At 72.2% G+C, this 11,822-nt stretch carries 11 protein-coding genes and 1 pseudogene; 5 read left to right on the top strand and 7 right to left on the bottom strand.

The features are described from left to right. Nucleotides 1–123: 123 nt before the first annotated feature. Complete coding sequence (locus AB0927_RS40390; protein ID WP_366672854.1) at nucleotides 124–351, bottom strand: hypothetical protein; 228 nt, start codon at nucleotides 349–351, stop codon at nucleotides 124–126. A gap of 258 nt (nucleotides 352–609) precedes the next feature. Between AB0927_RS40390 and AB0927_RS40385 the strand changes: the two genes are divergently transcribed. Beyond that, nucleotides 610–1,113: a DUF4232 domain-containing protein gene (locus tag AB0927_RS40385; protein ID WP_366672853.1), complete on the top strand. Its 504-nt coding sequence runs from the start codon at nucleotides 610–612 to the stop codon at nucleotides 1,111–1,113. A 14-nt stretch (nucleotides 1,114–1,127) separates the two neighbouring features. On the opposite strand, the pseudogene AB0927_RS40380 reads toward AB0927_RS40385, so the two are convergent. The 3 genes and pseudogenes from AB0927_RS40380 to AB0927_RS40370 all read right to left on the bottom strand — a co-directional run bounded on the left by AB0927_RS40380 (nucleotide 1,128) and on the right by AB0927_RS40370 (nucleotide 3,882). Further along, nucleotides 1,128–1,225: pseudogene (locus AB0927_RS40380) on the bottom strand. A 208-nt stretch (nucleotides 1,226–1,433) separates the two neighbouring features. Continuing rightward, complete coding sequence (locus AB0927_RS40375; protein ID WP_366672852.1) at nucleotides 1,434–2,939, bottom strand: aldehyde dehydrogenase (NADP(+)); 1,506 nt, start codon at nucleotides 2,937–2,939, stop codon at nucleotides 1,434–1,436. A 136-nt stretch (nucleotides 2,940–3,075) separates the two neighbouring features. Further along, nucleotides 3,076–3,882 carry an NAD(P)-dependent oxidoreductase gene (locus tag AB0927_RS40370; RefSeq protein ID WP_366672851.1) on the bottom strand — a complete coding sequence of 269 codons (807 nt, stop codon included), beginning with the start codon at nucleotides 3,880–3,882 and terminating at the stop codon, nucleotides 3,076–3,078. A 136-nt stretch (nucleotides 3,883–4,018) separates the two neighbouring features. Between AB0927_RS40370 and AB0927_RS40365 the strand changes: the two genes are divergently transcribed. Both AB0927_RS40365 and AB0927_RS40360 read left to right on the top strand, forming a co-directional pair. Beyond that, nucleotides 4,019–4,942 (top strand): 5-dehydro-4-deoxyglucarate dehydratase, encoded by a 924-nt coding sequence (locus AB0927_RS40365; RefSeq protein ID WP_366672850.1) that lies wholly within the window; start codon nucleotides 4,019–4,021, stop codon nucleotides 4,940–4,942. Further along, nucleotides 4,942–6,210: a glucarate dehydratase family protein gene (locus tag AB0927_RS40360; RefSeq protein WP_366672849.1), complete on the top strand. Its 1,269-nt coding sequence runs from the start codon at nucleotides 4,942–4,944 to the stop codon at nucleotides 6,208–6,210. Before AB0927_RS40365 ends, AB0927_RS40360 begins: the two co-directional genes overlap by 1 nt. A gap of 154 nt (nucleotides 6,211–6,364) precedes the next feature. Here the strand turns inward: AB0927_RS40360 and AB0927_RS40355 are convergent, their stop codons facing one another. After that, nucleotides 6,365–7,156 carry an IclR family transcriptional regulator gene (locus tag AB0927_RS40355; RefSeq protein ID WP_366672848.1) on the bottom strand — a complete coding sequence of 264 codons (792 nt, stop codon included), beginning with the start codon at nucleotides 7,154–7,156 and terminating at the stop codon, nucleotides 6,365–6,367. A 326-nt stretch (nucleotides 7,157–7,482) separates the two neighbouring features. On the opposite strand from AB0927_RS40355, the gene AB0927_RS40350 reads away from it, so the two are divergent. Further along, nucleotides 7,483–9,000, top strand: coding sequence for a sodium:solute symporter family protein (locus AB0927_RS40350; RefSeq protein ID WP_366672847.1), 1,518 nt, complete (start codon nucleotides 7,483–7,485; stop codon nucleotides 8,998–9,000). Between the two features lie 77 nt (nucleotides 9,001–9,077). On the opposite strand, the gene AB0927_RS40345 is transcribed toward AB0927_RS40350, so the two are convergent. After that, nucleotides 9,078–10,610: a caspase family protein gene (locus tag AB0927_RS40345; RefSeq protein ID WP_366672846.1), complete on the bottom strand. Its 1,533-nt coding sequence runs from the start codon at nucleotides 10,608–10,610 to the stop codon at nucleotides 9,078–9,080. Next, on the bottom strand, nucleotides 10,603–10,923 hold the full coding sequence (locus AB0927_RS40340) for a hypothetical protein (protein WP_366672845.1): 321 nt from the start codon (nucleotides 10,921–10,923) through the stop codon (nucleotides 10,603–10,605). The genes AB0927_RS40345 and AB0927_RS40340 overlap by 8 nt, the downstream gene beginning before the upstream one ends. Before the next feature lie 152 nt (nucleotides 10,924–11,075). Here AB0927_RS40340 and AB0927_RS40335 point away from each other — a divergent pair, with 152 nt between their 5' ends. Beyond that, the gene (locus tag AB0927_RS40335) at nucleotides 11,076–11,678 is read left to right on the top strand and encodes an AAA family ATPase (protein WP_366672844.1); all 603 of its coding nucleotides are present in this window, start codon (nucleotides 11,076–11,078) and stop codon (nucleotides 11,676–11,678) included. Nucleotides 11,679–11,822 lie beyond the last annotated feature (144 nt).

The following is an 11,822-nucleotide window of genomic DNA, read 5'->3' as shown; positions in this document are numbered from 1 at the left end:
CCCGGCTGCGACCCCGCCCCCCACCAGATCGAACTGACCCCGGTCGGCGACGACTTGAAGTACACCTCGGACAGCGAGCCGGAGGGCCACCCGGTAGGCTGCTGTCGGTCCGGCTGCTCGGGGTCACTTCTTGTGGCAGCCCCACTTGCCGTTGGCCTTGGTGAAGTGCTCGCCCTTCGGGCACTTCTTGTGGGTCGGCGTGGGGCGGGGGCTGGACGCATGCTTGGCGACGGTCGCGTGGGTGCTCGCCGGCACCGCGAGGGCTGTCCCCGTGGAGGCCATCGCGGCTCCGCCGGCAAGCGTGCCAGCGGCGATGCCGGCGACCAGAGTCCGTACGATCTTGCTGCGCATGATCGGCACCTTTCTGCAGTCGGCGTCAGTACCTCCGTCGATTCTTGGGGGCTGTTCTCGCGACGCGCATCTCGATCAGCGGCACGCTGGAGGGTTCGGACGGTGAACCTTGCGCGTGGAGCGCGCGTGCGGCACCGCGACGGTCAGTCGTACCCATACTGAGACATTCCGTGCGAGCGGTCGGGGGCAGGCTCCTGTCGACCATGGTCCTGACGGCGAACACCCGCGGGGCCATTGAGCACGACAAGGAGTGTTCGCATGGGCAAGAAGCACACGTCCGCCGCCTTCGCCGCGGTCGCGCTGGCCGTCACCGCCTGCGGGGGAATCGCACAGGCCGCACCCGCGACGGCCGCGAGGACCGCCCCCTCGGCCTGCCGTCCGGCCAACCACACGGCCACGATCACTGAGGCGCCCGCCAGCTCAGGGCACAGCCACTACCGCGTGACACTGACCGCCCCGCGCGGCTACGAGCCGTGCGAACTCGCCGGTTCGCCCACCGACGTACGGTTCTGGCACCACGGCGCGCGGACCGGCGGCACCGCCGGGCACTACGGCGACCAGAGGACCGCGGTGGCCTTCGGACCGGGGCACCCGGTGCACTTCGACATCCAGGTGCCGAACCAGCGTCCCGGCACGCCCGCGGACGAGGCGTCGTTCACGCTGCGGGCCCCTGACGGGGAGATCCCCGGCACCTCGTTCGCCGAGGGCAGGTTCACGGTCGCCCCCGGCACCCTCGTCGGACCGGTCCGGCGCAGCGCCTGACCGGCCGTCCGGTGTGGCGGAGAGGGCAGGATTCGAACCTGCGTGGACCCTTGAGGATCCGACCTCGAGACGTGCTCGCTGGTCCCCGATCAACCACTCCGGGCACCTCTCCTCGTTCCCGGCTCCCGGTCGCTGCCGGGTGCCGTTCACGTGAACAAGACTGACAGGCCCCGCTGACGGCGGACTGACGCGCCGCTGACGTGATTCGCGCGCCCACGGGGAGGCCGGTGCGGCGCCCTGTTCGCGGCCGAGGTGTTCGGCCGCGAACAGGGCGCGGGAGGGGCCGGACGTCGCGGGCTCGGCCCGGTCCCGTGGCCGGGTCAGCCCACCCGGCGCGGGATGCCCAGCGGGTTGGCGTCCTGGAGCTCCGGCGGGAGCAGCTCGTCCGGCCAGTCCTGGTAGGCGATCGGGACCAGCCAGCGGTCGATCGAGGTGGCGCCCACCGAGGTGTGCAGCGGGGCCGTCGTCGACGGCCAGGGGCCGCCGTGGTGCATGGCCCAGCAGACGGCGACGCCGGTCGGCCAGCCGTTGTGGACGAGCCGGCCCACGCGGTGGCGCAGTGCCGCCGCCACCCGGGCGGCCGCCGGTGCCTCACCGGCCGTGGCGTGCACCGAACCGGTCAGGCTGCCCGGCAGGGACGCCAGGACCTCGGCCAGCGAGTCCAGGTCCGGGTACGTCACCACCAGGCCGGCCGGGCCGAAGCACTCCTCGGCCAGGGTGTCCGCGCGGTCCGCGAAGGACTTCAGGGACAGCAGCCACACGCGCGGTGCCACCGCGAAGGAGTCGCCGCCCGCGCTGCCGGAGCCCAGCGGGGCGAGGTCCGCGACCTCGTCCAGTTCGGCGACCCGGGCCTGGTAGCCGTCCCGGATCCGGGCCGTCAGCATCGCACCGGTGGCGGTGGCGCCGACCGCGGTGGCGACGGCGTCCGGCAGCGGACTTCCCTCGGGGACGAACAGCAGACCGGGGTTGGTGCAGAACTGGCCGGTGCCCAGGGTGAGCGACTGCGCGTACCCCTCGGCGACTTCCCGGGTGCGCTCGGCCGCGGCGCCCGGCAGGGCCACCACCGGGTTGACGCTGCCGAGTTCGCCGTAGAACGGGATCGGCTCGGGTCGGGCGGCGGCGAGGTCGTACAGGGCCCGGCCGCCGGCCTGCGAGCCGGTGAAGCCGGCGGCCTTGACGGCCGGGTGGTTCACCAGCGCGACACCGGCCTCGAAACCGGTGACGAGGCCGAGGACGCCGTCGGGGGCGCCGGCGTCGCGCAGCGCCTCGGCGACGACCTGCGCGACCGCGGCCGAGGTCGCCGGGTGACCCTCGTGCGCCTTGACGACCACCGGGCAGCCGGCGGCCAGGGCGGAGGCCGTGTCGCCGCCCGCCACGGAGAAGGCGAAGGGGAAGTTGGAGGCGCTGAACACCGCCACCGGCCCGATGGCCTGCCGCATCCGGCGGATGTCGGGACGTCCGGCGGCCGGGTCGGCCGGGGTGAGCACGGCCTGCACATGGCCGCCGTCGCGCAGCACCTCGGCGAAGAGGCGGAGCTGGCCACTGGTGCGGCCCACCTCGCCGGTCAGCCGGGCCTCGCCGAGCGCGGTCTCCGCGTCGGCGACGGCGACGAGCCGGTCGCGGGCCGCGTCCAGCGCGTCGGCGGCGGCTTCCAGGGCCCTGGCCCGGTCGGCGGCGGGCAGCGCGGACCAGACGGGGAAGGCGCGGGCGGCGGCGCGGACCGCGGCGTCGACGTCCTGCGCGGTGGAGGCGGGGACCGGGTCCCCGACGGGCTCACCGGTACGCGGGCTGATGCCCCGCAGAGGGGCGGACGTGGTGTCGGTCATCGGTCGAACCTCCGGGTCGAACGGGGCGGTCGGGGTGGGCTTTGCCTGGAAGGTAACTGAGCTGGGCGCGGTATCGGTCGCCCGGGTCAGGATCCGGATCCGGGCCCGGGCCCGCGTCGTCCGCTTCGTCCGGGTCTTACGCGTCGTCCGCGTCGAGTTCCGGCGAGCAGAAGGCGCCGCCCAGGTAGATGTCGTCCAGCGGGTCGTGACGGCCTTCGAGCTCACCGGCGAAGCGTTCGGCGTCGTCCTGGGGCTCGTAGCCCAGGGCGCGTGCCTCGTCCAGGGAGAACCAGCGGCGGGTGTTGTCCGAGACGCCCCACACCACGCGGAAGCCGGGTGAGGGCGCGGCGATCAGCGCCTCCATCAGGCGGGCACAGTCGTCGGGGGAGAGCCAGGTGGCCAACTGGCGGGTGGCGATGGGGCTTTCGAAGCAGCCGCCGATGCGGACGCAGACCACGTCCAGGCCGTAGCGGTCGTGGTAGAGGCTGCCCAGGGCCTCGGCGGCCACCTTGCTCACGCCGTAGTACGTGTCGGGGCGGGGGAAGAGGTAGTCGGGCGCCTCGCCTCCGTCCCGGGGGTGGAAGCCCACCGCGTGGCTGCTGCTCGCGATGATCACTCGGGGCACGCCGGCCCGGCGGGCCGCTTCGAGGACCGTGCGGGTGCCGTTGATGTTGATGTCGAGGATCTCCTCCCACGGCCCCTCGACGCTGAGGCCGCCGAGGTGGATCACCGCGTCGGCTCCGGCGAGGGCCTCGCACATCGCCGGCAGATCCGTCACCGACAACCGGGCGGTCTCCACGTCCTCGCCCTCGGCCGCGCCGGGCACCGGCGCCACGTCGAGCAGTCGCAGGGTCCGGCCCGCACGGGCCAGTCGGGGACGGAGCAGGCTGCCGACCCCGCCCGCGGCTCCGGTGATCACGATGCGCTGACTCACTCGCCTCATCTCCTCCGTGGCGGCTCCGTGACGGCCGGGTGGATCCGTGGCCGTCTTGACCGTGCTCCGAGGGAGTCTTACAGTTCAAAGACAAGTTCGCAAATGTGGAGCCTGTCTGCATATGTAGACGACGGAGGAGTGCCAAGTGCCCATGTTCGACGGCGTGCTGTTCTTTCCGGTGACGCCCTTCGCGGCGTCCGGGCAGGTCGACAAAGAGGTGCTCGGCGAGCATCTGCGTCGCGGCCTGGCCGCCGGCCCCGGCGGTGTCTTCGTCGCCTGCGGTACGGGCGAGTTCCACGCCCTGAGCCCCGACGAGTACGGCGAGGCGGTGCGCACCGCGGTCGAGACCGCGGCCGGCCGCGTCCCGGTGTACGCCGGCGCGGGCGGCCCGCTGCCCCTGGCCCGCCAGTTCGCGCGCATCGCCCAGGAGGCGGGCGCGGACGGCCTGCTCCTCCTGCCGCCCTACCTGGTCCAGGCCCCGGCGGCCGGACTCGCCGCGTACGCGCGAGAGGTCGCGGACGCGAGCGCGCTGCCGGTCATCGTCTACAACCGGTCCAACGCCCGCTTCGACCCCGCCACCGCCGCCGAACTGGCTCGCCACGACAAGGTGGTCGGCTTCAAGGACGGCGTCGGCGACCTCGACCGGCTGTCCCGCGTCGTGACCGCCGTACGGCACGAACTCGCGGGCACCGGCAAGGAGTTCCAGTTCTTCAACGGCATGCCCACCGCCGAGGTGACCGTCCCGGCGTACCGCGGCATCGGCGTCGACCTGTACTCCTCGGCCGTCTTCTGCTTCGCCCCCGAGATCTCCAACGCCTTCTACCAGGCGGTCGAGAAGGGCGAGACGGCCAAGGTGGAGCGGCTCCAGCGGGAGTTCTTCCACCCGCTCGTGGCGCTGCGCGACCTGGTCCCGGGCTACGCCGTCTCGCTGGTCAAGGCCGGCGTGCGCCAACAGGGCCTGGACGTCGGCGGGGTGCGCCCCCCGCTCGTCGACCCGGCCCCCGAACACCTCGACGCCCTGCGCCGGATCACCGACGCGGGCCTGGCCCTCGTGGAGGACATCGCCTGATGAGCGACGCGATCCGCATCACCGACGTCACCGTCACCCCCGTCGCCTTCCGCGACCCCGCGCTGCTCAACGCGGTGGGTGTGCACGAGCCGTACGCGCTGCGCGCCATCCTCGAGGTCCACACGGACCAGGGGCTCACCGGCCTCGGCGAGACCTACGCCGACGAGGGCCATCTGCGCCGGCTACGGCAGGCCGCCGACGCCCTGGTGGGCCTGGACGTCCACCGACTGGGCCGGATGTACGGCGTGGTCGCGGCCGCGCTCGGCGGGGACACCGGCAGCGACGGCCACGGCCTCACCGGCATGATCACCACCAGCAGCACGGTGGACCGGGTCTTCTCGCCGTTCGAGGTCGCCTGCCTGGACATCCAGGGGAAGGCGGCCGGGCGGCCGGTGTCCGACCTGCTCGGCGGCGCCGTACGGGACCGAGTCCCCTTCAGCGCCTACCTGTTCTACAAGTGGGCCGGGCATCCCGGCGACGAGGCCGACTCCTGGGGCGAGGCGCTCGACCCCGAGGGCATCGTCGCGCAGGCCCGCCGGATGATCGACGAGTACGGCTTCTCGGCCATCAAGCTCAAGGGCGGCGTCTTCCGGCCCGAGGAGGAGATCGAGGCGGTCCGCGCCCTGCGCGAGGCCTTCCCCGACCGGCCGCTGCGACTCGACCCCAACGCCGCCTGGACGGTGGAGACTTCCCTGATGGTCGCCCGCGAGCTCGACGGGGTCCTGGAGTACCTGGAGGACCCCACGCCGGGGCAGGAGGGCATGGCCCGGGTGGCCCGCGAGGCGCCCATGCCGCTCGCCACGAACATGTGCGTGGTCGCCTTCGACGAGCTCAAGCCCGCCGTGGCCCTGGACGCGGTCCAGGTCGTCCTCTCCGACCATCACTACTGGGGCGGCCTCCAGCGCTCGAAGGTCCTCGCCGGGATCTGCGACACGTTCGACCTGGGCCTGTCCATGCACTCCAACTCGCACCTGGGCGTCAGCCTCGCCGCGATGACCCATCTGGCCGCGGCCACGCCGAACCTGACGTACGCCTGCGACACCCACTGGCCGTGGAAGAGCGAGGAGGTGGTCGTGGCGGGCGCCCTGGAGTTCCGCGACGGCTCCGTCGCCGTGCCCACGGCCCCCGGCCTCGGCGTCGAACTCGACCGTGACGCCCTGGCCCGCCTGCACGAGCAGTACGTGTCCTGCGGGCTGCGCAACCGCGACGACACCGGCTACATGCGGCGGATCGACCCGTCGTACGAGAAGAAGGTGCCCCGCTGGTGAGGCACCGGCCGGCCGCCGCCGGCCGATGAGAGCGGTGATGCCCCGCCGGTGATCCCGGCGGGGCACGCGGAAGGCGCCGAAGAGTCCCCCGGCCGGGTGTGCCGGGTCCGGGGGACTCTTCGGCGTGCCTCTTTTCCGGGGCCCTGCCTCGGTCTCAGCGGATGCCGCCGCGGCGCAGCGTCCCCGCCAGCGCCGCGGCGTGCCGGGTGACGGCCTCCGCCACCCGTTCGATCTCCTGGTCCGTGGCGTGGTCGAGCGGGACCGAGCAGCTGATCGCGTCGGTCGCCGGGATGCGGTACGACACCGTCGCGGCGACGCAGCACAGCCCGGGGGTGTTCTGCTCGCTCTCCAGCGCCCAGCCGCGGGTACGCGTCTGTTCCAGCTCCTCCCGCAGGGCCGGCCGGCGGGTGACGGTGTGCGGGGTGAGCGCCTCCAGGGGCTGCTCGGGCAGCAGCCCGTCCACCTCCTGCGGGGTCAGGTCGGCGAGCAGCGCCTTGCCGAGGGCCGTCGCGTGCGCCGGGAGCTGCCGGCCCACGCGGGAGGTCAGCCGGCGGGAGTCCGTGGCCTCACGGGTGGCCAGGTAGATGACGTTCGAGCCGTCCAGCCGGGCGTAGTGGGTGGTGTAGCCGACGTCCGCGCGCAGCTGCTCGATCTGGCGCACCGCGTACGGCAGGGCCGGGTCCCGGTCCAGGTACGCCGTACCGCACAGCAGGGCGCGCGGGCCGATGCCGAAGCCGGCCGCCTCGCCGCCCTCCTCGACCTCGATCCACTTCAGCGCCACCAGGGTGCGCAGCAGCGCGTACAGGCTTGAGCGCGGGTATCCGGTGAGCTCCTGGAGCCGGGCCAGGGTGAGCCGTTCGGGGGAGGCCGACAGCAGTTCCATGATCTGGACCGTGCGCTCCGCCGACTTCACCGGCCCGCGGCCGCCGTCACCTGGCTCCGTCATGCCTGCCACTTCCGTTCGGACGTCTCGCCCCGGCAACTCGGGCCTGCCTGACCGCGGATGGCGCCCCCGCCCCACCGGAGGCGGCGCCCTCTCCCTGTCGCGTCAACGAAAACCTCCCGAAACATTGACCGCCCCTGTACGCCAGGCTAACGTGCGCGCTGAAAAGCATGGATGAGAACTGAGTCTACATACGTAGACGGCTTGGTCAAGTCGAGCTTCAGTCCATGCAAATGGAGTCCGGGTCACGTCGGTGCCGCCGACGGCCCCGCGCACCTACCGCCCTACCGTTCGCTACCGCCGACGGCCGTCGGCATCGAGGAGTTCGCATGGCTTGGCCGGACTGGGTGGCCCTCGGCGGCTACTTCGTGGTGATGCTGTTCATAGGCCTCTGGTCGCACAAGCGGATCAGTGACGTGAGCGACTACTTCACCGGCGGCGGCCGGATGCCCTGGTGGCTGTCCGGCATCTCGCACCACATGTCGGGATACAGCGCCGCCGTGTTCGTCGCCTACGCGGCGGTCGCCTACAGCTACGGCATCACCATCTACGTCTGGGCGTTCCTGCCGCTCGCGCTCGCGACCGGCGTCGGCGCCTGGCTGTTCGCCCCGCGCTGGAACCGACTGCGCCGCCGCTACAACGTCGCCTCACCGCTGGAGTACCTGGCCCGCCGGTACAACATCGCCACCCAGCAGGCGCTGGCCTGGAGCGGCGCGCTGCTCAAGGTCTTCGACGTCGCCGCCAAGTGGGCCTCGGTCGCCATCCTGCTGAACGTGTTCACCGGCGTCTCGCTCAACATCGGCATCCTGATCACCGGCGTCGTCACCCTGGTCTACTGCACCGTCGGCGGCCTGTGGGCGGACGCGCTGACCGACTTCGGCCAGTTCGTCATCCAGGGCGTCGCCGGGATCTCCATGGTGATCGTCACGCTGGACCACGTGGGCGGCGTCTCCGGACTGAACACCATCTGGCACCGGCTGCCCGCCGACCACACCCACCCGCTGGTCGGGCCGTACACGGCCGGCTTCCTCACGGCGTACGTGGTCGTCAAGCTCTTCGAGTACAACGGCGGCATGTGGAACCTGGCCCAGCGCTACATGGCCACGGAGTCCGCCCCGGCGGCCAAGCGCTCGGCCGTCCTGTCCGCGGTCCTCTACCTCATCTGGCCCGCGGTGCTGCTCTTCCCGTCCGTCGTCGGTCCGGTGCTGATGCCGCACATCGCGAACCCGCAGCAGGTGTACGCGCTGATGGCCGAGAACCTGCTCCCGGCCGGCCTGGTCGGTCTGACGCTGGCCGGCATGTTCTCGCACACCATGGCCATGGCCTCGTCGGACGCCAACGCCATCGCCTCCGTGGTGGTCCGGGACATCATCCCGGCCGTCGCCCGCCGGGGCCGGGCGCTCAGCGCCAAGAGCGGGCTGCTCGCCGCGCGGATCTGCACGGTCTCCTTCATCGCGGTGAGCATGGTGGTCGCCATGGAGGCGAGCCACTTCGGCGGACCGCTCGGCATCATCACCGCCCTGGTCGCCGCGGTGATGGGTCCGATCTCCATCCCGATGCTGCTCGGCCTGCTCCCGGCGTTCCGCCGCTGGGGCTCCCTCGCCGCGCTGATCTCCTGGGCCTGCGGCCTGGCGAGCTTCGTCCTGGTGAAGTACATCCTCGACAGCACCGATCAGACCCTCACCATCGCCACGCCGTTGGTGACCTCCCTCGCCCTGTACCTGGTCATCGGCCTGGTCCTGCCGCAGCCGTCCGCGGCCGCGGACGAGATCACCGCAGCGGTGAGCGCCGCCGGCGACGCCCCGGCCCCGGAGGGGCCCACGCCGCTGGTTCCCGCGACCGACTGACCCGGGTTTCAGCGGCTGTCCGCCTCACCCCGGCAGCCGTCCCGGCCCCCGCTCCGGTCTCCGGCAGCGGGGGCCCGTCAGGCGTCGGGCAGGCTGGAGTACACGGAGTTCGCCCAGGCCTGGCTGCCGTCGCACTGGTGTTCCTCTTCGCCGGGACCGACCCCGGCGTAGACGAAGGCCGAGCCGTAGGACGTGGGCCAGCTGATGACGCAGATGCCGGCGCTGTTGATGCGCGCCGAGCTTGTGGTGGGCCCCTCCACCGTGGTGGAGATCGGCCCGGCGGTGTAGCGGTTGGTCGTGAAGCCGATGCCGAAGATGTCGACCCCGCCATTGCCCCAGACGCACTCCTTGTGGACGTTCGTGTTGTAGTTGCTGTCCGTACCCGGCATGCGCAGGTCGAAGTCGGTCACGGTGGCCTGGCTCAACTGCAACTGACAGGGATCGACCAGCCGCACGCTCGCCGGTGCCGGGGTCGGCTTCGGTGTCGGGTCCGGTGTCGGGGTGGGCGTCGGCCGAGTGGGGGCGGGCGTCGGGGAGTCCGATGGGGAGGGAGAGGGGGAGTAAGGGGAGTCCGACACCGTGGGTGACCGCGTGGCGGATTCTCCCGCTTCGCCGGGGCCCTTCTGGTCGTGCCCGTGTGCCGAGGCCAGGACGGCGGCGGTGATGGTCACCGCGACCACCGCGGCGCAGCTCGCCACGATCGCGGCGACGGTGGCGGACCGGCGCCGGCCCGTCGCCGAGTGGTCCCGGCCCGTTGCCGCCTCGGGGCGCGCGGCGGAGTCGGGCGCGGACGGCCGCGCGGGAGGCGGCGGGGAGGGCGGCGGCGGCCCGGACGGGACCGCGGCGGGCTCATGGACGTTACGGGCGATGACGAAGTGGTCGGCGTGATGCCGGACGGAGCGGGTCGGCTCCGGCCGGCGGTCGTGGGCCAGGGCCTCGGCCGTGGCGGTGAACACGGCACCGAGCGGCAGCCCTTCCGGATGGCCGGGCAGACCCTGCTCGATGACGTCCACCAGGTACTTGGTGAAGTACGTCTGCGGCGCGGGGGTGTGCCCGTCCGCCTCGAACCAGGCCGTGCGGTACGCGCCGCTGGCCGCCATCGTGAACGCGCCGGTGCCCAGCGTCTTGTCGATGACCTCGGCGGATCCGTCCGCCAGGCTGTGCCGGGAGTCGGCCGCCTGCCCCGCGAAGCAGCAGTCCAGGATCACGATCTTGGTCCGGGCGTCACACTCGCGCAGCGCTTTGCGCACGTCGGAGAAGGGCAGCCCCACCGTGGTGCGACGGGGACCCGATTGGGGTGAACTCCCCAGCGCGAGACACAACTCGTCCTCGTGCAACTGCCCGTGCCCCACGAAGTAGAACAGCGCGACGTCGGTGGCCTCGCCGAACCACTCCATCAGCCTGTCCGGCAGGTTGTCCCGCTGGGGGACATTGCGCAGCACCTGCACTTGCCGCGTCGGCCACCCGCACAACGGCCCGGTCAAAAGCCCGCTGAACCGCTCAAGGCTGTTGCGCGCCGCGGGCACCGCCGGCAGCCGGGCGTAGTCCCACGTGCCGATCAGCACCGCCCGCGAGCGCGCGTAGTCGTGCGGCGGACGGGTCTCAGTCATCGAGGAGTCGCTCCAGGAGTGGCAACACCTCGTCGACGTTGGTTGCGTCCAGCGTGACGCGCTTCCCGCGGACCGTCGCCTCGATGTGCAGGCCGGAGCGTCGCGAGCGGATGAAGTCGGGCAGCGTCCTGATGGCGGCCACCAGCCCGCTGCTGGTGGCGACCACGGACAACACGTCGATCACACCGAGTTCACCCGGCTGCGGCGCCCCGGACTCCAGCGCCACCCGGAGATCCGGCTGATGCCGCATCCACTCACGCAGGGACGTGAGTTGAGCCGGATCGGAAACGTCCAGCTCGATCCGCTCTTCCACGGGCGCGTTCCCGCTACGGGACATAGGAGCTTCTCCTGATCGACGTCGTCGGCGGATTGACATCTTGTCAGGGGAAGGCGGGGCCGGGTGCGGATCTTTCTCGACCTGCGCGATGATGTCCGGACCTTATTGGCGACAGCGGAGGAGTCCCTGTGCCCGGAGCCGCTCGGACCGGACTGATCATCTTCCTGAACGGAACGTCCAGTTCAGGCAAGTCGAGCATCGCCAAGGAACTCTTGCGGGTCCTGGACGAGCCGTCCTTCCACATGCCGGTGGACGCCTTCCACGCGATGCGCACACGCCGGGAGATCAGCCCGGAAGAGCTGCCCGCGGTGCTCCGGCGAACGTGGATGGGCTTCCACCGGGCCGTCGCAGGCATGGCCGCGGCCGGCAACAACGTCGTGGTCGACCATGTCCTCAGCGAGGACTGGCGCCTGCTGGACTGCCTGGAACTCTTCACCGCTCCCGACGTCGTACTCGTCGGCGTGCGGTGTTCGCTGGAGGAACTCCAGCGGCGCGAACAGGCACGCGGTGACCGCCCGGCGGGCCTGGCGGCGCGGCAGTTCGAACGCGTCCACGCGCACGGCCTGTACGACATCGAATGCGACACCACCGAGTCGAGCCCGCTGGACTGCGCCCGCCGGATCAGCGCATTCCTGCCCCGGCGCCCGACCCCGACGGCCTTCGAACAACTCCGGACAAAACTGCGCCCCGACCTGCCGACCCCCGCCCCGGGGGCCGTCGCGGAGCCCTGACAGCACGACGCGCCGGGCCGGGGATCGGTGTGGCCGGCCGCGGCGAAGTGCTAGGGGGTGTCCGGCGGATCTTGGCGCAGACGCGGGGTCCGGCACGCCGATCTGCGGCGTTGTCGTCGGTCGCCGACTCCCCCACGCTCGGCT

Origin of the sequence: Streptomyces sp. NPDC048106, from assembly GCF_040706415.1 — a bacterium.
Classification (GTDB): Bacteria; Actinomycetota; Actinomycetes; order Streptomycetales; family Streptomycetaceae; genus Streptomyces.
The sequence above is the reverse complement of the archived record's forward strand: the minus strand, read 5'-3'. Positions and strand labels throughout refer to the sequence as shown.